Genomic DNA, 18,520 nt, shown 5'->3' with positions numbered 1-18,520 from the left:
CTGCGGCCGCCAAGCAGGAGGAACGCCAGGCCATGATCCATGTGCTCGCCATCATCACCGCCAAGCCCGGCAAGCGGGAGGAGATCCTGGGCCATTTCCGCGCCAACATGCCCGCCGTGCACGCCGAGGCGGGCTGCATCGAATACGGCCCGGCGGTGGATGCCGAGGGGGCGGGCAAGATCCAGACGCCCTTCGGTCCCGACACCTTCGTGGTGATCGAGAAGTGGGAGAGCATGGACCACCTGAAGGCGCATGGCGCGGCGCCGCACATGGCCGCCTATGCCGCGAAGACGCGGGAGATGATCGAGAGCCGCGTCATCCATGTGCTGACGCCGGCCGGCTGAGCGCGCGGCGCGGGCGGGCCGGGGCTTTGCCCGGCCCGCCCGGCGGGTAAGCTCCCCGCTAGGTGAGAGGGACTGCCCGCATGCATGACGTGATCGTGGTCGGCGCCGGTTCGGCCGGCGCGCCGCTGGCCGCCCGCCTGTCCGAGGATCCGCGGCGGCGCGTGCTGCTGCTGGAAGCCGGCCGCGACTGGCGCAGCGCCGAGGCGCCGCCGGCGCTGCGCAGTGCCAACATCATCCCCTTCATGCATGACCCGGCGCACCAAGCCGCCTGGCAATGGCCCGGGCTGATGACGCGCCGCACCCGGGCGCAGGCGCCGAAATTCTACTGGCGAGGCCGGGCGCTCGGCGGCTCCTCGGCGGTGAATGCGCAGATCGCCATCCGCGGCGTGCCCGCCGCCTTCGATGCCTGGGCCGAGGCAGGCTGCGAGGGCTGGTCGGCCCGCGACGTGCTGCCGATCTTCGACGCGATCGAGGACGATGCCGATACGGGCATCGAGCCCGGCATGCGCCGTGGCGGGCCGCTGCCGGTGTACCGCGCGCCCGTCGCCGCCTGGGGGGCGGTGGACCTGGCGCTGCGCGATGCCGCGCTGGCCGCAGGCCACCCCTGGAAGGCGGACCTGAACGCGCCGGAGGGCGAGGGCGTGTCCTGCAACCCGATCAACAGCCGCGACGGCAAGCGCGTGACGACGAATGACGGCTACCTGGAGCCGGTGCGCGGCCGGCCCAACCTCGAGATCCGCGGCGGCGCGCTGGTGGACCGCGTGGTGTTCGACGGCCGCCGCGCGACCGGCGTGCGGGTGCGGTTCGAGGGTGCGGAGGACTGGCAGGTGATCCCGGCGCGGCAGGTCGTGCTCTGCGCCGGCGCCATCCACAGCCCGGCGATCCTGATGCGGTCCGGCATCGGGGCGGCGGCGGCGCTGCGGGCGCTGGGCATTCCCGTGCTGCACGACAATCCAGCGGTGGGGCGGCACTTCATGGACCATCCCATCCTGCGCGCCACGATGGCGCTGACGCCGGCCCATGCCGCCACCGACCCGGATGCCCGCCACACCAATTGCTGCGTGACGTATTCCAGCGGCCTGGGCGGCGGCGGCGAGCGGGACATGATCCTGATCGCCTACAACCATCGCGGCCTCGGTGGCGCCCGTCCGGCGCCGTCCGGCGCCATCGGCGTCGCGCTCTACGACGCCTTCTCGCGCGGCGAGCTGCGGCTGGTCTCCGCCGACCCGCAGGCGAATCCGGTGGTCGAGGAGAACATGCTGGACGATCCGCGCGACCGCCTGCGGATGCGGGACGGCGTGCGGCGGCTGGCCGCGCTCTGCGCGCGGCCGGAGATCGCCGGCATCGCCGAGACTATCGCCTTCGGCGACAGCGGCCTGCCCATGCCGCAGGCGGCGGCCCTGCCGGATGCCGAGCTGGACGCGCTGATGCTGCAGGAAGCCAGCGACATCCAGCACGCCGCCGGCACCTGCCGCATGACCGCCCATGAGGACCCGCGCGGCGTGGTGGATCCGGACCTCGTGGTGCGCGGGGTGGAGGGGCTGCGGGTGGCCGATGCCTCCATCATGCCGAGCGACTGCCGTGCCAACCTGCACTTCACCTGCGTGATGATCGGCGAGGCCCTGGCGCGGCGGATGCTGGCGGCGTCCTAGTGTCCCGAATCCGAAGTCCGCCGCCACTGGCGGCGCCCTTCGGTTCGGACCACTCGCCCTTGTTTGCAGTGGCCTGCTGATCCGCTGCCTTCGCAGCCGGTGGCTGCGAATTTCGCGGGCAGGACACCAGGGCCGGGGCCTCGCGCGAGTCTTCGACGGCGTCGAGGCGGCCATCGCCGGACGCCGTGCCGGCACCGCGATGCCGGGCGGCCAGCCGGGCCCCGCGCCGTTCGGTGCCCGCCGCCGATGCCAGGGCGCGCACGCGGCAGGCGGCATGGGAGCGACGCCGTGCCGGGGGGCATGCCGCGGCGCGGCCTGGCTGCTGTATCGGGGCGGGGGCGGTGCGTGCGCGGCCGGCGGACCGCATCAGGCCGGCGCACCCGCGCCCTGCAGGGCCTTCGGCGCCGCGCGCACCACCGCCTTCTTCGCCGGCAACCCGTCCCGCGCCAGCCGCCCGATCAGCAGGCCGAGCACCGCGGCTTCCTCCGGCTTCAGCCCGGCGGCGGCGTCCGTCAGCTCGGCCTCGGCTTCCGCCTTCACCTGCAGTGCCAGGCCGCCATCCATGTAGAGGTCGAGCACGCCGGGATGGACATAGCATTTGCGGCAGATGGTCGGCGTGTTGCCCAGCCGTGCCGAGACCTGCTCGATCGCCCGCTTCACGTTGCGCTTGGCCGCGGCCTGGGTGTCGAACCGCTCGAACTCGTGCAGCGCCAGCGCCGCCAGCACCGTGCCGGCCCAGGTGCGGAAATCCTTCGCCGTCACATCCTCCCCCGCGATGTCGCGGAGATAGTCGTTGACGTCGCTGGAATCGATCGACCGCAGCTCCCCGTCCTCATCGACATACTGGAACAGCTCCTGCCCCGGCAGGTCCTGGCATTCCCGCAGGATGCGCGCGACACGCCGGTCGGTGACCTGCAGCTGCCAGTCCTTCCCGCTCTTGCCCTTGAAGCGGAAGCGAAGCTTCGATCCCTCGACGCTGACATGGCGGTTGCGCAGCGTCGTCAGGCCGTAGCTGCCGTTCTGCTTCGCGTAGTCGTCGTTGCCCACGCGGATCAGCGTCGTCTCCAGCAGCCGGACGACGGTGGCAAGCACCTTTTGCCGCGGCAGGCCCGGCAGCCGCATATGCGCTTCCACCTGGGCGCGGATGCGCGGCAGCGCGCGGGCGAATTCGACCATATGGCCGAATTTCGCGGCATCCCGCGTTTCCCGCCAGCGCGGGTGGTAGCGGTACTGCTTGCGGCCCTTCTCGTCACGGCCCGTGGCCTGGATGTGGCCGTTGTCCTGCGGGCAGATCCACACCTGGGTCCAGGCGGGCGGAATGGCCAGCGCCTTGATGCGCCGGAGCGTGGTGGGGTCCTTCACCGGCCCGCCCTTCGGCAGGCGGTAGGAGAAATGCCGGCCCATCCTGCGGCGGCCGATGCCGGGCGCCTCGTCCGAGACATGGCGGAGGGCTGCGGCTTTCGCGGCCGCGCGGGCGTCCTGGATGGTGTCGGTCGACATGATGCGTCGGGGCCTGCGGACTGGAAGCCCCGCATCAACCCGGCCGCTTCGGCACGGTTCCGACGACGGCCATGCCCTGGCGGACCCGGCGGCGGATCGTCCATGGGCAGGACGGCGAGCGTCCATGCACCCGCGGCGCGGGACGGGTCAGGCGCGATGCCTGGCCATGGGGAGAAGGGCGACGGGGACGTCGCTGTCCGCCGGCGGCGCCAACGGCTGCCGAATGCGGCGGATGCGCCCGACCATGCACGGTCCGCCCGGGATCGGCCGCGCGACACTTCGTGCTTCGGTCGGCAGGCCGGTCGAGGCGGCGCGGATCGGGCGGTGGCATGCGCGGGCAGCGGGTGCAGCGTCGCCAGGGTGGCCGCGGAGGCTGAGGCATGCCCAGGCCGCGCGGGATGGCGTGCATGCGGCGAAGGCGTCGACGGCATGGCCTGCCGGCTTGCGGCATGCGATGGCATCGCCGTGCCCCGCGCGTGGCCGGCGGCGCGCCGCATGATGGCTAGGCTGCCGGCGCGGCCGATGATGGCCGGCGACCGGCGCGCATCTGCCGCCGCATCGATGGACCGCTCGGGCGGCGACGCCATGCGCCGGCGCGACGGGCTGGCCCGGGCGCAGCCGACATCGTGATCCGGCGTGATGCCGCGACGCGCGGCGCGCAGCATCACGCCGACCGGCGCCGCAGCCATGCCGTTGCGCGTGCGCGGCGATGAGGGCTGCTCGACCATGCGTTGAGGCAGCGTTTCACGAAGGCATCAGGCTGCGCCCGGGTGGACACGGGTCCGTGCGATCCGGCCGTCAACGGGTTTTCCGACAGGCCTGCGCTGCGTACCAGACCGGAGATGCATCGCCGGTCCCTGCTGCACGCGGCGCCTGCCGCGCTTCTCCTCCTGCCCGGCCTCGCGGCCGGCGCGCCGCGGCGAACCGCGTCGCCGGCGCCCCGACGCATCGCGCTGCACCACGCCGCCACCGGCGCGCGCTTCGCAGGATCCTGGCATGACGGGCGCAGCCCCGACCCCGGGGCGATGGCTGAACTGTCCGACGTGCTGGCCGATACCCGCAGCGGCGAGGTGATGCCCTTCGACCCGCTGGCGATCGAGGTGCTGTGGGAGGTTGCCCGGCGCAGTGGCCTGGGTGGGGAACTGGCCATCCTCTCCGGCTACCGCACGCCGCAGACCAACCGCCTGGTGCATGGCGCGGGCGACAGCCAGCATCTGCGTGCCGGCGCGCTGGACGTGCTGCTGCCGGCCGAGCGGCTGGCCGGCTTCGGCGAGCAGGCGCTCAAGCTCGGCCGCGGCGGCGTCGGCATCTATGGCCGGCGCAATTTCGTCCATCTGGACAGCGGTCCGGTGCGCGCCTGGGGCGACCTGCCGGAGGGTGTGGCCGTGGCCGCGGCGCGGCCGGCGCCGGCCGACCCCCTGGCGCGCATGGCGGAGGCCTGGGCGCAAACCCGTTCGCGCTAGACCAGATCCCGATCAGGTGGACTTACCTGATCGGGTGAAGAGGCTCGCGGAATCACAAGGCGAGTCCGGTTGCCGTGAGCCCTGGCAAACGGAAGCCGCGCTAGGCTGCGGCGTCCACCCGAAGGAACGGCGCGCCTGCCGCGTCAGGCCGCGGTCCATTCCTGCCAGAGCAGCGTCAGCGCGGCCATGATCGCCGGGCCGAGGAAGAGGCCGAGCAGCCCCCAGACCTCGACACCGCCGAGGATCCCCAGCAGTACCAGCAGGAAGGGCAGGCGGGTGGCGCCGCCGATCAGCGCCGGCCGCACCGCATGGTCGGCGACGAAGACCACCAGCATGCCGAAGCCGACCACGCCGGCCGCCGCCAGCGTGGCGCCCTGCGCCAGCAGCACCAGCCCGGCCGCGCCGAAGACGACCGGCGCGCCGAAGGGGATCATGGCGGCCAGCGCGGTCAGCGCGCCCAGCAGCGTCGGGTGCGGCACGCCCGCCACCGCATAGGCGATCCCCAGCAGCACGCCGACGCCCAGCCCGACCAGCACCAGCCCGTCCACCGTGCCATGGACCGAGGCGACCATCTGCCGCAGCACCCGCTCCCCCGAAGGGCCGAGCGCCCGGGCGCTGCCGCGCAGCACCTGCGCCGCCAGCGCCTCCCCGTCGCGGAACAGGAAGAACAGCGTCAGGATGGCGAAGCCGAACAGCACCGCGCGGTGCAGCAGGTTGGCGCCCAGCTGCCGGCCGAGGCCGAGCAGTTCCGCCTGGTTCAGGCGGCCGAGAAGCTCCGCCGTCGCGCCCGGATCGGCGAGGTTGTCCTGCCACCAGGCGCTGACCTGGGCGGCGCCGAAGGGCAGGGTGGCCAGCCAGGGCGGCGCGGGCATGCCGTTCCGCTGCGCCTCCTGCGCCCAGCGCAGCAGCGACCCGGCCTCCTTCCCCGCCTGGAGCAGGAGCAGGCCGAGCGGCAGCAGGAAGAGCAGCGCGACGCCGGCGGTGAAGACGGACGGCCAGAGGATGTCATGGCCGCGCGGCGGCCAGCGCCGCCGGACCCGCCGATAGAAGGGCCAGAGCGCGATGGCGAGGATCGCGCCCCAGACCAGTGCCGGCAGGAAGCCGTGCAGGGTCCAGAGGCCGAGCAGGGCCAGCACGATGGCGAAGGCGATGCGCGCGCGCCGCGCCCCGGCCTCGCGCGGCGGCTCCGGCGCGGCCCCCGGAGGCGCGGCCCCCAGCGGCATGGCATCCATGGGCATGGCATCGAGGGGCGCGGCATCATGCTTCATGCGGGAATCCTTGCTGGCCGCGGGGGCTGGCGGCGGGGCCTCAACGCCGGCCGTCGCCAGCCGGCCATGGCCCGAGTCGCGGCGGCGCCGGGGGCATCGCGGGCCGTCCGCCCGGTCCGCGGTCACCCTGGCGCGGGCCGGGATGTGGCCCGGGTGCAGCAATTTGCGCGAGTCGACGCCTGCCGGCCCGGTTCCCGGGCCCTTCCGGCGCATCCGATGCAACGAGACTCCTGACGGGCACACATCTCTCGGCTATGACGTTGCCGCCCGGAAGGAGTCCACTGCATGTCGAAGAAGTTCCTCACCGACGTCATCGTGAAATCGGCCGATATGCCGGCGATCACCGCTGGCCGGCTGGCCGGCGAGATCATCGCCGCCATCAAGGCGGAGATCATCAGCACCGGTCGCTTCACCCTGCCCGAATTCGGGTCCTTCAGCGTGCGGGAGACGCCGAAGCGGACCGCCATGAACCCCCGCACCGGGGAGAAGGTCGCGGTGAAGGCCGGCGCCACGGTCCGCTTCAAGGCCAGCCCGTCGCTGAAGGAAGCCGCGCTCGCCGGCATGAAGAAAGCGAAGCGGAAGGCCGCGAAGGGCTGATACCGGCGGGCAGGCGTCCTGGCGTCTGCACGCGTCATCGCCGGCGGGGCTGGCGTGGCGGCCGCGCGGCGGACGCCACGGCCATGCCGGCCAGCCCGCATGCTGGCCGGCATGGCCCGTGCGGCAGGCCGCCGGCCTGCCCTTGGCCGGCCTCCCTGGCCGCCCTGCCGCTAGAGCCGGTAGGCCTGGCGGGCGAGCAGCCGCCACGGCCCGCCATCCTTGGTCCAGATCTGCAGCACGCCGATCCGCACCGGCGTCGCCTTGCCCGCCGGGTCCACCGTCTCCCCGGTGAACAGGTGCCGGACGATGGCCTCGTCGGAGACGATCTCGACCGTCTGCTCGGAAAGCTGGATCGTGCGGAAGGCCGATTGCCGGCCTTCCAGATAGGCGATGAATTGCGCCTGGGTCTCGATGCGGCCGGCGGAATGCCCGTAGCTGAGCCGCGGATGCGTCAGCGCCCGAAGCTGCGCAGCGTCCACCGCCAGCATCGCCTTCGTCAGCGCCTCCACCGCCTGGGCGACCTGCGCCTGGTCGTTGCCCTGGCTGCCGCCCTGCGCGGCGGCGAGGCCGGGCAGCAGCAGCGCGGCGGTGGCGGCGCCGAGCAGCGCCTGGCGTCGGCTGGGGATCATGGCGTTCTCTCCCTTGGGTCTTGTCGCCGGTCCTGGCCGGCGCCGGCATTCTGTCCCGAACGACCGGCGCGCGCAGCCCCGGCCTTGGCAAGCGCCCCGCGCTGGCGCTGGATAGCGGCCTGAACGGGGCCAGGCGGCCTGTCGGGGAGGGACGGATCGGGCCGGTCCGCCACGGCCGGGGATGGCCGGCGGCGACGGCCGACCGGCCGCGCCGCTCCCGGGCCGTGCCCCCCCATGTGGACTGGGAGACGCGCTGCATGCCGGCCGGCCATATCCTCGCCCTCGACCAGGGCACCACCTCCACCCGCGCCATCCTGTTCCGCGCGCCGGACCTCGCCCCGGTCGCCGTGGCGCAGCAGGAATTCCAGCAGCACTACCCGGCCAGTGGCTGGGTGGAGCATGCGCCGGAGGACCTCTGGGACACGTCGCTGGCCGTGATGCGGGAGGCGATCGGCAAGGCCGGCCTGCGGCCGGAGGACATCGCCGGCATCGGCATCGCCAACCAGCGGGAGACGACGCTGGTCTGGGACCGCCGCACGGGCAAGCCGATCCACCGCGCCATCGTCTGGCAGGACCGTCGCACGGCGTCGGCCTGCGCCGCGCTGCGGGAGGCCGGGCATGCCGAGGCGGTCGCCGCCGCCACCGGCCTGCTGATCGACCCGTATTTCTCCGCCACCAAGGTGACCTGGCTGCTCGACAACGTCGCAGGCGCGCGGGCGGCGGCGGAGCGCGGCGACCTCGCCTTCGGCACGGTGGACAGCTTCCTGCTCTGGCGCCTGACCGGCGGGCGGGTGCATGCGACGGATGCGACCAACGCCGCCCGCACCATGCTGTTCGACATCCGGGCCGGGCGCTGGGACGCGGGCATGTGTGCCCTGCACCGCGTGCCCATGAGCATGCTGCCGGAGGTGCGCGACTGCGCCGCCGATTTCGGCACGACGGACCCGGCGCTGCTGGGCGCCGCCATCCCGGTGCTGGGCATCGCCGGGGACCAGCAGGCGGCCACGGTCGGCCAAGCCTGCTTCCGGCCCGGCATGCTGAAATCCACCTATGGCACCGGCTGCTTCGCCCTGCTGAACACCGGCGACGCGCCGGTCGCCTCCCGCCACCGGCTGCTGACCACCATCGCCTACCAGCTTGCGGGCAGGCGTACCTATGCGCTGGAAGGCGCGATCTTCGTCGCCGGCGCCGCGGTGCAGTGGCTGCGGGACGGCCTCGGCGTCATCAAGGATGCCGCCGAGAGCGGGCGGCTGGCGGCGCAGGCCGACCCGGCCATGCGGTGCTACCTGGTGCCGGCCTTCGTCGGCCTGGGCGTGCCGCATTGGGACGCGGAGGCGCGCGGGGCCATCCATGGCCTGACCCGTGGCACCGGCCCGGCCGACTTCGCCCGGGCGGCGCTGGAGAGCGTGGGCTACCAGACCCGCGACCTGCTGGAGGCCATGCAGGCCGACATCGACGGGGTTGCCGGGGCGGCCGGCGGCGACAGCGTCCTGCGCGTGGATGGCGGCATGGTCGCCTCCGACTGGGCGATGCAGTTCCTGGCCGACATCCTGGGCGCGCCGGTGGATCGGCCGGTGGTGCGGGAGACGACGGCGTTGGGCGCCGCCTACCTGGCCGGGCTGCGGGCCGGGCTCTGTCCGCCGCCGGAGGAATTCGCCGCGGCCTGGCGGCTGGAACGGCGCTTCGCGCCCGCGATGGCCGAGGCCGAGCGGGCTTCGGCCTATGCCGGCTGGCAGCGGGCGGTGCGGCGGACGCTGTCGGCCGGGTACTGATGTCGGCATGGCGGTGCCGCTGGCGCCGTCACGCCCAAGGGTGTGCGGCGGCGGCGCGCCCGATGCCAGGGCCGCATCGGCCGGCCTGCCTGCCGGACGGCATCGAACGCGAAAGGGGGCGGGCCCTCGCGGACCCGCCCCCCCGTTCCGGCGCCGCGCGGGGCTCAGGCCTTGGCCATCGCCTTCTGCATGTTCTCGTCGATCTTCGCCAGGAAGGCCTGGGTGTTGAGGTAGGGCTGGTCCTTGCCGATCAGGATCGCCAGGTCCTTGGTCATCTGGCCGCTCTCGACCGTCTGGACGCAGACCTTCTCCAGCATCTCGGCGAAGGCGGTGACGTCCGGCGTGCCGTCGAACTTGCCGCGGTACTGCAGGCCGCGGGTCCAGGCGAAGATCGAGGCGATCGGGTTGGTGCTCGTCTCCCGGCCCTTCTGGTGCTCGCGGTAGTGGCGCGTGACCGTGCCATGCGCCGCCTCGGACTCCACCGTGTTTCCATCGGGGGAGAGCAGGACGGAGGTCATCAGGCCGAGCGATCCGAAGCCCTGCGCCACGATGTCGGACTGCACGTCGCCGTCGTAGTTCTTGCAGGCCCAGACATAGCCGCCTTCCCACTTCAGGGCCGTGGCGACCATGTCGTCGATCAGCCGGTCCTCGTAGGTCAGGCCGGCCGCCTTGAACTTGCTGGCGAACTCCTCGTCGTAGATGCGGCGGAAGATGTCCTTGAACTCGCCGTCATAGGCCTTGAGGATCGTGTTCTTGTGCGAGAAGTACACCGAATAGCCGCGCGCCAGGCCGTAGTTGAAGGACGCGCGGGCGAAGCCCTCGATGCTCTTGCGGGTGTTGTGCATGCCCATCAGCACGCCGCCGCCATCGGGGAAGTTGGTGACCTCGAGGGTGATGGGATCGCCGCCGCCGGCCGGCGTCCAGGTCAGCGTCGCTTTGCCGGCGCCGGGGATCTTGGTCTCGGCGGCGCGGTAGATGTCGCCATAGGCATGGCGGCCGACCACGATCGGCTTCGACCAGTGCGGCACCAGGCGCGGCACGTTGCTGCAGATGATCGGCTCGCGGAAGATGGTGCCGTCCAGGATGTTGCGGATGGTGCCGTTCGGGCTCCGCCACATCTTCTTCAGGCCGAACTCCTTCACCCGCGCCTCGTCCGGGGTGATGGTCGCGCACTTGACGCCCACGCCGTACTGCTTCGTCGCGTTGGCCGCGTCCACCGTCACCTGGTCATCGGTCTGGTCCCGGTATTCGATGCCCAGATCATAGTACTTCAGGTCGATGTCGAGGTAGGGAAGGATCAGCTTCTCCTTGATGAACCCCCAGATGATGCGGGTCATCTCGTCGCCGTCCATTTCGACGACGGGGGTCTTCACCTTGATCTTCGCCATAACTCGACCTCATGGTTCCCCGGTGCGGCAGCGCCGCGCGGATGCATCCGGGTTCGTGCTGAGACGGGCGGACATTCGCATCCGGGCGGGGCAGCGGCAAGGGCCGCTCACCCCAGGGTCCGCCGGGCCTCCGTCGCCAGCCGGTCGGCCCTTTCGTTCATCGGGTCGCCGGCATGGCCGCGCACCCATTTCCACTCGACCTGATGCGGCTTGGCCGCGGCCAGCAGGCGCTGCCACAGCTCCATGTTCGCCACCGGGTCCTTGGCGGCGTTGCGCCAGTTGTTGCGGACCCAGCCATTGATCCAGCGGCTGATGCCGTTGCGGACATATTCGCTGTCCGTGTGCAGCACCACCGTGCAGGGGCGCTTCAGCGCCTCAAGCGCGCTGATCGCCGCGGTCAGCTCCATGCGGTTGTTGGTGGTGGCCGGGTCGGCGCCGGACAGCTCCCGCTCCACCTCCCCGTAGCGCAGGATGGCCGCCCAGCCGCCCGGGCCGGGATTGGGCTTGCAGCCGCCATCGGTCCAGATCTCGACCGACTGCCGTTCCTCAGAGGCCAAGGGAGGCAGGTCCTTCGGCACGGGCGAAGAAGCGCAGCTTGCGCAGGTATTCCAGCGGATCCTTGCGCGTCACCAGCGCGCCGGCCGGCGTCGCCGTCCAGTCATACAGCCGCGTCAGCAGGAAGCGGATGGCGGCGCCGCGGCACAGCACCGGCAGCGCCGCGCGCTCGGCGGCCGAGAGCGGCCGCAGCCGCTGGTAGGCCGCCAGCAGCGCATGCGCCTTGGTCACGTTGTAGGATCCGTCGGGCTCGAAGCACCAGGCATTCAGGCAGACCGCGATATCATAGGCCAGCAGGTCGGTGCAGGCGAAGTAGAAGTCGATCAGGCCGGACACGCGCGGCGTCCCACCCTCGCCGTCCAGGAAGAAGACGTTGTCGGGGAAGAGGTCGGCATGGATCTGCCCGGTCGGCAGCGCGCCCTCGGCCGGCCAGGCCGCCAGGATGCCGGCCAGCGCGGCATCCAGTTCCGCGATCAGCCCGGCCTGCACCGCATCGCCGCCGGGGCGGCAGCGGTCGAGCAGCGGGGCCCAGGCCGGCGGCCCCAGCCCGTTTGGCCGGGTCTCCAGGAAATCGGCGCCGGCCAGGTGCAGCCGGGCCAGCGCATCGCCCAGCGGGGCACAGTGCTCCGGCCGCACCCGGCGCGGCCAGACCCCGGCGAGGAAGGTGCAGATCGCCGCCGGCCGCCCCGCCAGGGTCCGCAGCGGCTGGCCATCGAGCGCCTTCACCGGCAGCGGGCAGGCCATCCCGCGCGCCGCCAGGTGCTCCATCAGCGCCAGGAACCAGGGCAGCTCGCGCGGGTCGACCCGCTTCTCGTAGAGCGTCAGGATGAAGTCGCCCGCCTCGGTCTTCAGGGCGTAGTTGGAATTCTCCACGCCCTCGGCGATGCCGCGGAAGGCGCGCAGCGTGCCCAGCGGATAGTCGGCGAGGAAGCTGCGCAGCGCCTCGTCGGTGACTTCGGTGTAGACGGCCATCGCGGAGTTGTAACGCGCCCGCGCGCCGGCCGGGAGGGGCGGCAGGCCCGCCGCCCCTGGCGTCTCAGGCGTTCAGGCCGGCCGGCAGCTTGAAGGTGATCCGCTCCTCGGCGACCACCACCTCCTCGATGGCGACGTCGAAGCGCTCGCGCAGCCGGGCCAGCACCTCCTCCACCAGCACTTCCGGCGCGCTGGCGCCGGCGGTGATGCCGATGGTGCCGAGGCCGGTGGCGAGGCTCAGATCCAGGTCGCGGCCGCGCTGGACCATCACCGCCTTGGGGCAGCCGGCCCGCTCCGCCACCTCGACCAGGCGGAGCGAGTTGGAGGAGTTCGGCGCACCCACCACCACCATCAGCGCCGCCCGCGGGGCGATCGCCTTGACCGCCGCCTGGCGGTTGGTGGTGGCGTAGCAGATGTCTTCCTTGGCCGGGGCATGGACCCCCGGGAAGCGCTCGCGCAGCGCCGCCACGATGCCGGCGGTGTCGTCGACCGACAGGGTGGTCTGGGTGATGAAGGCCAGCGGCATCCCGTCCGGGACGGGCACGCTGCGGGCATGCTCCTCATCCTCCACCAGGGTCACCGCGCCGTCCGGCAGCTGGCCCATGGTGCCGACAACTTCGGGGTGGCCGGCATGGCCGATGAGGAGGATGTGCCGGCCGCGGGCGAAATGATGCTCGGCCTCGCGATGGACCTTGCTGACCAGCGGGCAGGTGGCGTCCAGGTAGAACAGCTTTCGCCGGGATGCCTCGGCAGGGACGGCCTTCGGGACGCCATGGGCGCTGAACACCACCGGGGCGTCGTCCGGTACCTCGTCCAGCTCCTCGACGAAGATGGCGCCCTGGCGTTCCAGGCTTTCCACCACGAAGCGGTTGTGGACGATCTCGTGCCGGACATACACAGGCGCGCCGTAGCGGCGGATCGCCTCCTCGACGATCTTGATCGCGCGGTCCACACCGGCGCAGAAGCCACGGGGCCCGGCCAGCAGGACGTTCAGGCGGGGCTTCCCGCTGCCGTCTGCGATCGGGCGGGCGGTTGTGATCTGGTCCATGGGTCGGATTCGCTCGCGGGCCGCGGAAAATGCCAGGCCGTGGGCCGGCCGGCTGTGCGCCTTGTGGGCACACTAGTCGCCGGGCCCTGCGGCTCAAGGGGGAAGATGGGGATGGGGTGGAGGTTTGTCCTGGCCGCGCTGGGGATTCTGGCGCTTGCCGGGTGCGGCGACACGAGCAATTCACGGCTGCCGGTGGCCTGCCCCCGGCCGGGGCTGATCGCCGACGGCGCCGACCTGACCCGCTACCGCCCCGGCGCTGTGCGGGACCTGACGACGCTGGAATGGGACGGGCGGCTCACCGGGCTCAGCGGCGGCTGCAGCCCGGGGCGGAACGGCCGCAGCATCGACGTGACCCTGACACCCGCCTTCGTGGTGGAGCGCGGCGCGGGGACCGAGGGCCGCGTGGTGGAACTGCCCTGGTTCGTCGCGGTGGTGAATGCGCAGGACGAGCGGATCCTGAGCCGCCGCAGCTTCCTCGACCGGGTGAATTTCGCCCGCAACGAGACCCGCGTCTCGGTCGAGGGCGGGGCGGTGACCCTGAACCTGCCGGTGAGCGAGACCCGCCGGGCGAACGACTACCGCATCCTGGTCTCCTTCGAGTTGACCGAGGATGAACTGGTGCAGAACCGTCGCCGCGGGCCGCGCTGAGGCCAGGCGGCGCCGGATTGCCAAGTGGAGCGGAGGCGCGGCGGATCGCCTTCGCGGGCGACGCCCCGTCCCAGGTTCCCCGCTTCGCCCAGCCGGCCCCCGCCTCGGGCGGTCCATGCGGTGCGCCGATCCGCACCGGCCGGGGCGGCGGCCGGCCCCGGGGCGGCCGGCCTGGGCGCTATTCCACCTTGCCGATCCGCTGCACCGCCTGCACCAGCCGCGCGGTGTCGGTGCGCAGGAAGGCGTCGAAGGCCTCCCCGTCGCGGTAGTCCAGGCCGTTGCCGGCGGCGGCGAGGGCCCGCTGCACATCCGGGTCGCGCGCCACCGCCGCCATGCCCTGCCGGAGCGATTCGCGCAGCGGGGCAGGGGTGCCGGCGGGGGCGAAGGCGCCGGCCCAGATATAGTATTCCGCCGTGGCGAAGCCGCGTTCCTGCAGGGTGGGCACCGACTCGAAGCCTGGGATGCGCCGGGCGCCCCAGCTTGCCAGCACGCGCACCGCGCCGCTGCGGAGATGCGGGGTGATCGGGCCCGGGCCGCTGGCCAGTGCCATGACCTGGCCCGACAGCAGGGCGGTCAGCGCCGGCCCGCCGCCCTGGAAGGGCACATGCAGCAGGTCCAGCCCGGCCGCGGTGGTCAGCATGGCCATGGGCACGTGCAGCGCGCCGTAATTGCCCGAGGACGAGTAGGCGATCTGCCCCGGCCGCCGCTTCGCATCGGCCAGGAACTCCTCCAGCGTCTGCCAGGGCGCCGAGGCGGGTACCGCCAGGAAGGTCGGGTCGGCGGTGAACAGCGCGATGGGCGCGAACTGGTCCAGCTCATAGGCCGGCTGGCGGCCGAACAGCCTGGCCGCTTCCGGGATCACCGCCAGGGAGGACAGGCCCATCAGCAGGGTGTGGCCATCCGGCGCCGCCCGGGCTACCGCGGCATTGCCGACTTCCCCCGCGGCGCCGGGACGGTTCACCACCGGCACCGGCTGCCGCCACAGCCGCTCCAGCCCCGCTGCGACCGGCCGTGCCACGACATCGCCCTGCCCGCCGGGCGGGAAGGCGACGACCATGGTGACGGCGCGGCTGGGGAAGTCGGTGGCCTGGGCGATGCCGCGGCGCGGCAGGGCTGCCGCGGCGAGCGCGGCCAGCACGGGGCGGCGATGCATGATGTCCTCCCGGAACGCGTGCCGGCAGCTTCGCGGCAGCGGGCGGCCGAGGGAAGGGGCGGCCCCGGACCAACCGGCGCGATGGGTCGCGGTAAGGGGCCACGCCCGGCGCGGCCCACGGGCCGCGCCCGGACCCGTCCTGGTCCCGCCCGCTGGCCAGGCGCGGGAGCGCAGCCGCCGGGCCGGCGCGGGTTCCGGTGCGGGCGGTGGCCCGGCCTCGCCCGCGGTCGCTGCCCGCCGCGGGCTCAGCCCACCGGGTTCTCCAGCACCCCGATGCCGGGCACCTCCACCCGCACCACATCGCCCTTCTGCAGGAATTTCGGCGGGCTGAAGCCGATGCCGACGCCGACCGGCGTGCCGGTGGCGATGATGTCGCCGGGTTCCAGCGTGATGCCGGCGGAGATCGCCTCGATCAGGGTCGGGATGTCGAAGATCAGGTCGGCGACCGAGGCATCCTGGCGCTTCTCCCCGTTCACATGGGTGATGACCCGCAGCGCGCGCGGGTCCGGCACCTCATCGGCGGTCAGGATGGCCGGGCCCATCGGGCAGAAGCCGTCGATGCCCTTGCCCAGCACCCATTGCCGGTGGCGGTGCTGCAGCGTGCGGGCGGTGACGTCGTTGACGATGGTGTAGCCGAAGACGTGCCGCAGCGCGTCGGCGGCGCGGATGCCGCGCCCGCCATGGCCGATGACGACGGCCAGCTCGCCCTCGTAGTCGGTGGAGTTGGTGGGGTCGAGATGCGCCGGGATGGTCTCGCCGGTCGGGATGATGGCGGTGGCCGGCTTGCTGAACACCACCGGCGCCTCCGGCACCACTTCCTTCGCGCTGGCGTCGAAGCCGCTGCCAGCGAATTCCTTCGCATGCTCGTGGTAGTTCTTGCCGACGCAGAAGACGTTCTTCGGCGGCCGGGGGATGGGGGCGCAGAGCGCCGCGCCCTCCGCGACCGGCGCCCGCGCCATCGCGTCGCGGGCATGCTGCAGCGCCGCCGCGCCGCCGGCGATGAAGGCCGGCATGTGCCCGCCTTCCAGCGCCGGCGAGGCGGCGGCGAGGTCGAGCACCGCGCCATCGGCCCGCAACGCGCCGATATGGGTGCCCAGCCGGTGCGGCTTCCTGAAGGTCACGAGGCGCATCCGAATTCCCTTTCCCGTTTGGCGCCGTGAAGCAGGATCAGCCCGGTTTCGCCAGGGGTGCGGCGCCCGGGGCCGCGCCCGGGACGGCGATCGGCAGTTCCGCCGCGCGCTCCAGCGCCCGGGCGGCGCGCAAGGCCAGGTCGTCCCGGTAGAGCGCCGCCGCCACCTGGACCGCCCGCGGCATCCCGTGCTCGTCGAGGCCGATGGGGACGCTGATGGCGGGCTGCCGCGTCAGGTTGAAGGCGAAGGTCCAGGGCGCCCAGTCGCGCCACAATGCCTCGGTCGGGCGGATGGTCGGCTGGTCGGCGGCGAAGGCGGCGGTGGGCGTCGCCGCGGTCAGGACGATGTCGAAGCGCTGGTGGAAGCGGGCCATGGCATGCGCCGCCTCGATCCGCAGCGCCTCGGCGCCGAGGAAATCGGTCGCGGGCATGCCGCCCTCGCGCTCCGCCACCTCCTCCAGGCCGCGGTCGAGCAGCGGGCGCTTCTCCGCCGGCATCGTCGCCACCTGGCGGGCCAGCGCCACGCCCCAGACCCGGCCGAAGATGGCGCGGGTGTCGGGCAGGCCCGGATCGGCGTCCTCCACCAGCGCCCCCTGCGCCTCCAGCAGCCTGGCCGCGCCGTCCAGCGCCGCCGCGCCGTCCGCGTCGAGCGGCGGCTCGAAGCCGAGCCGGCGGACGACGGCGACGCGCAGTCCCTCGACACCCTGCTCGATCCCCTGGCGCCAGTCGCGGGGCTCGTCCGGCAGGCAGAAGGGGTCGCGCAGGTCGTGCCGCGCCATGGCCGAGAGCATGAGCGCGGCGTCGCGCACGGTGCGCGCCATCGGGCCGGCGCAGGCGACATTGGCGAAGGCGCCCAGCGGCCATTGCGGCACCCGGCCGAAGCTCGGCTTCACCCCGACCAGGCCGCAATAGGCCGCCGGGATGCGGATGGATCCGCCGGCATCGGTGCCGACATGCAGCGGCCCGAAGCAGGCCGCGCCCGCCGCGCCGGCGCCGCTGGAGGACCCGCCCGGCGTGCGGTCGCGGTTCCAGGGATTGCGCGTGATGCCGTGCAGCGGGCAGTCGCCCGGCGTCTTCCAGCCGAATTCCGTCGTGGTGGTCTTGCCCAGGATGACGGCGCCGGCCTGTTTCAGGCCGAGCACCGCCGGCGCATCCTCCGTCGCCGGGGTGGCATCCGTCGTCTTGCTGCCGCGGCGGGTCGGGAAGCCGGCGAGGTTCAGCAGGTCCTTCACCGTGGCCGGCACGCCATCCAGCAGGCCGATGGGCCGGCCGGCCATCCATCGCGCCTCGCTCTCCCCGGCCTGCTGCAGGGCGCGCGGGTTCATGGCGGCGAAGGCATTGACCCAGGGATTGTACAGCGCGACCCGCTGCAGCACCGCCTGCAGCGCCTCCACCGGCGACAGCGCCTGGCGGGCATAGAGGCCGAGCAGCGTCTCGGCGGACATCAAGGCGGGGTCGGTGGAGGTCATCGCGCGTCCTGGGCCATGGCCTGGCAATCTGCGCCGCCCGTCCCGGCGGCGGAAGGGCCGTGGCGGCGAGGCGGATGGGCGCAGGTCATTGCATTATGTCGCATAGATCATTTGACACTTCGGCGGTTCCAAAAGATCCTGCCCGGGCATGTTTCGCGGTCGGGGGGCCGGATGGACCGCGCGGAAGCGGTGGCGGTGGTGCTGTCGCGGGGGTGGCTGGCGGCGGAGGATCCCGGATTCCAGGCGGCGCTGCTGGCGCCGGCGGAGCTGCAGTGGTTCGCCAAGGGCGACTACGTGTTCCGCTACGGCGATCCGCCGGGCGGGTTCTATGGCATCGCCGCCGGGTCCTTCGGCACCTATCTGTGCACCGAGCATACGGGGCCGCACCTGTCGCACCTGCTGCATCCCGGCTGGTGGTTCGGGGAAGGCCCGGCGCTCCGCGGCACGGATCGCATGGCGAGCATCCGGGCGATGGAGACGTCGCATGCGCTGCATGTGCCGATCGAGGCGATGCGCGACCTGATCCGGACGGATCCGGACGCGGCGCGCCGGCTCAGCAGCATCGCCCAGACTTATGTGAAGCTGTCGCTCACCAACGTCACCGACCTGATGATCCGTCGCGCCGACCGCCGCGTCGGCGCGGTGCTGCTGCGGGTCAGCGGCGCGAAGGAGGACGGGGCGCTGCGCCGCACCGGCGATATCTGCCTGACCCAGACGGAGCTGGCGCAGATGTCGAACGCGTCGCGCGACCTGGTCAACCGCACCCTGGCGGAGTTCGAGGCGAAGGGCTGGGTCCGCCTGGGCTATAACCGGATGGCGGTGCTGGAGCCCGAGGCGCTGGCGGCATTCGCCTTCGGCAGGCGGTAGGGCGCCGCGCCGGCCGGTGGGCCGGCGGGCCCGGGCGGGCGGCCCCGGTCCGCCGCCGGCTGCGCC

17 protein-coding genes are annotated in these 18,520 nt (G+C 73.0%); 7 read left to right on the top strand and 10 right to left on the bottom strand.

Annotated elements, in window-relative coordinates; genetic code table 11:
• Positions 1-32: 32 nt before the first annotated feature.
• Both E2C05_RS09200 and E2C05_RS09195 read left to right on the top strand, forming a co-directional pair.
• Positions 33-344, top strand: a complete 312-nt coding sequence (locus E2C05_RS09200; protein WP_133219317.1) for a putative quinol monooxygenase — start codon at positions 33-35, stop codon at positions 342-344.
• Between the two features lie 80 nt (positions 345-424).
• A complete protein-coding gene (locus E2C05_RS09195) occupies positions 425-1,996 on the top strand; it encodes a GMC family oxidoreductase (protein ID WP_133219316.1) in 1,572 nt (523 codons plus the stop codon).
• A gap of 366 nt (positions 1,997-2,362) precedes the next feature.
• Here E2C05_RS09195 and E2C05_RS09190 read toward each other — a convergent pair whose 3' ends face one another.
• Positions 2,363-3,496 (bottom strand): DNA topoisomerase IB, encoded by a 1,134-nt coding sequence (locus E2C05_RS09190; protein WP_133219315.1) that lies wholly within the window; start codon positions 3,494-3,496, stop codon positions 2,363-2,365.
• Between the two features lie 842 nt (positions 3,497-4,338).
• On the opposite strand from E2C05_RS09190, the gene E2C05_RS09185 reads away from it, so the two are divergent.
• On the top strand, positions 4,339-4,959 hold the full coding sequence (locus tag E2C05_RS09185) for a DUF882 domain-containing protein (protein ID WP_133219314.1): 621 nt from the start codon (positions 4,339-4,341) through the stop codon (positions 4,957-4,959).
• Between the two features lie 143 nt (positions 4,960-5,102).
• On the opposite strand, the gene E2C05_RS09180 is transcribed toward E2C05_RS09185, so the two are convergent.
• Entirely contained in the window at positions 5,103-6,227 is a 1,125-nt protein-coding gene (locus tag E2C05_RS09180; protein ID WP_200305658.1) for an AI-2E family transporter, read from the bottom strand.
• 285 nt (positions 6,228-6,512) lie between these two features.
• Here E2C05_RS09180 and E2C05_RS09175 point away from each other — a divergent pair, with 285 nt between their 5' ends.
• Entirely contained in the window at positions 6,513-6,824 is a 312-nt protein-coding gene (locus E2C05_RS09175; protein WP_133219313.1) for an HU family DNA-binding protein, read from the top strand.
• A gap of 170 nt (positions 6,825-6,994) precedes the next feature.
• On the opposite strand, the gene E2C05_RS09170 is transcribed toward E2C05_RS09175, so the two are convergent.
• Positions 6,995-7,453 carry a nuclear transport factor 2 family protein gene (locus tag E2C05_RS09170; RefSeq protein WP_133219312.1) on the bottom strand — a complete coding sequence of 153 codons (459 nt, stop codon included), beginning with the start codon at positions 7,451-7,453 and terminating at the stop codon, positions 6,995-6,997.
• A gap of 257 nt (positions 7,454-7,710) precedes the next feature.
• On the opposite strand from E2C05_RS09170, the gene glpK reads away from it, so the two are divergent.
• Positions 7,711-9,225, top strand: a complete 1,515-nt coding sequence (gene glpK / locus E2C05_RS09165) for a glycerol kinase GlpK (RefSeq protein ID WP_133219311.1) — start codon at positions 7,711-7,713, stop codon at positions 9,223-9,225.
• Positions 9,226-9,389: 164 nt separating this feature from the next.
• Here the strand turns inward: glpK and E2C05_RS09160 are convergent, their stop codons facing one another.
• The 4 genes from E2C05_RS09160 to ispH form a co-directional block, all read right to left on the bottom strand.
• Positions 9,390-10,613, bottom strand: a complete 1,224-nt coding sequence (locus E2C05_RS09160; RefSeq protein ID WP_133219310.1) for an NADP-dependent isocitrate dehydrogenase — start codon at positions 10,611-10,613, stop codon at positions 9,390-9,392.
• Positions 10,614-10,720: 107 nt separating this feature from the next.
• Positions 10,721-11,170 carry a ribonuclease HI gene (gene rnhA / locus E2C05_RS09155; protein WP_133219309.1) on the bottom strand — a complete coding sequence of 150 codons (450 nt, stop codon included), beginning with the start codon at positions 11,168-11,170 and terminating at the stop codon, positions 10,721-10,723.
• Positions 11,160-12,140: a homoserine kinase gene (locus E2C05_RS09150; RefSeq protein ID WP_133219308.1), complete on the bottom strand. Its 981-nt coding sequence runs from the start codon at positions 12,138-12,140 to the stop codon at positions 11,160-11,162. Before E2C05_RS09150 ends, rnhA begins: the two co-directional genes overlap by 11 nt.
• Positions 12,141-12,204: 64 nt before the next feature.
• Positions 12,205-13,188 (bottom strand): 4-hydroxy-3-methylbut-2-enyl diphosphate reductase, encoded by a 984-nt coding sequence (ispH, locus tag E2C05_RS09145; protein WP_133219307.1) that lies wholly within the window; start codon positions 13,186-13,188, stop codon positions 12,205-12,207.
• A gap of 192 nt (positions 13,189-13,380) precedes the next feature.
• On the opposite strand from ispH, the gene E2C05_RS09140 reads away from it, so the two are divergent.
• The gene (locus tag E2C05_RS09140; RefSeq protein WP_205082766.1) at positions 13,381-13,836 is read left to right on the top strand and encodes a hypothetical protein; all 456 of its coding nucleotides are present in this window, start codon (positions 13,381-13,383) and stop codon (positions 13,834-13,836) included.
• 178 nt (positions 13,837-14,014) lie between these two features.
• Here E2C05_RS09140 and E2C05_RS09135 read toward each other — a convergent pair whose 3' ends face one another.
• The 3 genes from E2C05_RS09135 to E2C05_RS09125 all read right to left on the bottom strand — a co-directional run bounded on the left by E2C05_RS09135 (position 14,015) and on the right by E2C05_RS09125 (position 17,587).
• On the bottom strand, positions 14,015-14,989 hold the full coding sequence (locus E2C05_RS09135; protein WP_133219305.1) for a tripartite tricarboxylate transporter substrate binding protein: 975 nt from the start codon (positions 14,987-14,989) through the stop codon (positions 14,015-14,017).
• A gap of 245 nt (positions 14,990-15,234) precedes the next feature.
• On the bottom strand, positions 15,235-16,119 hold the full coding sequence (locus E2C05_RS09130) for a fumarylacetoacetate hydrolase family protein (RefSeq protein WP_133219304.1): 885 nt from the start codon (positions 16,117-16,119) through the stop codon (positions 15,235-15,237).
• A 37-nt stretch (positions 16,120-16,156) separates the two neighbouring features.
• Complete coding sequence (locus E2C05_RS09125) at positions 16,157-17,587, bottom strand: amidase (RefSeq protein WP_133219303.1); 1,431 nt, start codon at positions 17,585-17,587, stop codon at positions 16,157-16,159.
• Positions 17,588-17,758: 171 nt separating this feature from the next.
• Here E2C05_RS09125 and E2C05_RS09120 point away from each other — a divergent pair, with 171 nt between their 5' ends.
• A complete protein-coding gene (locus E2C05_RS09120; RefSeq protein WP_158292029.1) occupies positions 17,759-18,454 on the top strand; it encodes a Crp/Fnr family transcriptional regulator in 696 nt (231 codons plus the stop codon).
• Positions 18,455-18,520 lie beyond the last annotated feature (66 nt).

Origin of the sequence: Paracraurococcus ruber (assembly GCF_004353985.1) — a bacterium.
In the GTDB taxonomy this organism is placed as follows: domain Bacteria; phylum Pseudomonadota; class Alphaproteobacteria; order Acetobacterales; family Acetobacteraceae; genus Paracraurococcus; species Paracraurococcus ruber.
Note: the sequence above shows the minus strand (reverse complement) of the source record. Positions and strands in the feature narration are given on the sequence as shown.

Coding starts and splice junctions, on each gene's coding strand:
- E2C05_RS09200 (WP_133219317.1), top strand. CDS start 33: ATGATCCATGTGCTCGCCATCATCACCGCCAAGCCCGGCAAGCGGGAG.
- E2C05_RS09195 (WP_133219316.1), top strand. CDS start 425: ATGCATGACGTGATCGTGGTCGGCGCCGGTTCGGCCGGCGCGCCGCTG.
- E2C05_RS09190 (WP_133219315.1), bottom strand. CDS start 3,496: ATGTCGACCGACACCATCCAGGACGCCCGCGCGGCCGCGAAAGCCGCA.
- E2C05_RS09185 (WP_133219314.1), top strand. CDS start 4,339: ATGCATCGCCGGTCCCTGCTGCACGCGGCGCCTGCCGCGCTTCTCCTC.
- E2C05_RS09180 (WP_200305658.1), bottom strand. CDS start 6,227: ATGAAGCATGATGCCGCGCCCCTCGATGCCATGCCCATGGATGCCATG.
- E2C05_RS09175 (WP_133219313.1), top strand. CDS start 6,513: ATGTCGAAGAAGTTCCTCACCGACGTCATCGTGAAATCGGCCGATATG.
- E2C05_RS09170 (WP_133219312.1), bottom strand. CDS start 7,453: ATGATCCCCAGCCGACGCCAGGCGCTGCTCGGCGCCGCCACCGCCGCG.
- glpK (WP_133219311.1), top strand. CDS start 7,711: ATGCCGGCCGGCCATATCCTCGCCCTCGACCAGGGCACCACCTCCACC.
- E2C05_RS09160 (WP_133219310.1), bottom strand. CDS start 10,613: ATGGCGAAGATCAAGGTGAAGACCCCCGTCGTCGAAATGGACGGCGAC.
- E2C05_RS09150 (WP_133219308.1), bottom strand. CDS start 12,140: ATGGCCGTCTACACCGAAGTCACCGACGAGGCGCTGCGCAGCTTCCTC.
- ispH (WP_133219307.1), bottom strand. CDS start 13,188: ATGGACCAGATCACAACCGCCCGCCCGATCGCAGACGGCAGCGGGAAG.
- E2C05_RS09135 (WP_133219305.1), bottom strand. CDS start 14,989: ATGCATCGCCGCCCCGTGCTGGCCGCGCTCGCCGCGGCAGCCCTGCCG.
- E2C05_RS09130 (WP_133219304.1), bottom strand. CDS start 16,119: ATGCGCCTCGTGACCTTCAGGAAGCCGCACCGGCTGGGCACCCATATC.
- E2C05_RS09125 (WP_133219303.1), bottom strand. CDS start 17,587: ATGACCTCCACCGACCCCGCCTTGATGTCCGCCGAGACGCTGCTCGGC.
- E2C05_RS09120 (WP_158292029.1), top strand. CDS start 17,759: ATGGACCGCGCGGAAGCGGTGGCGGTGGTGCTGTCGCGGGGGTGGCTG.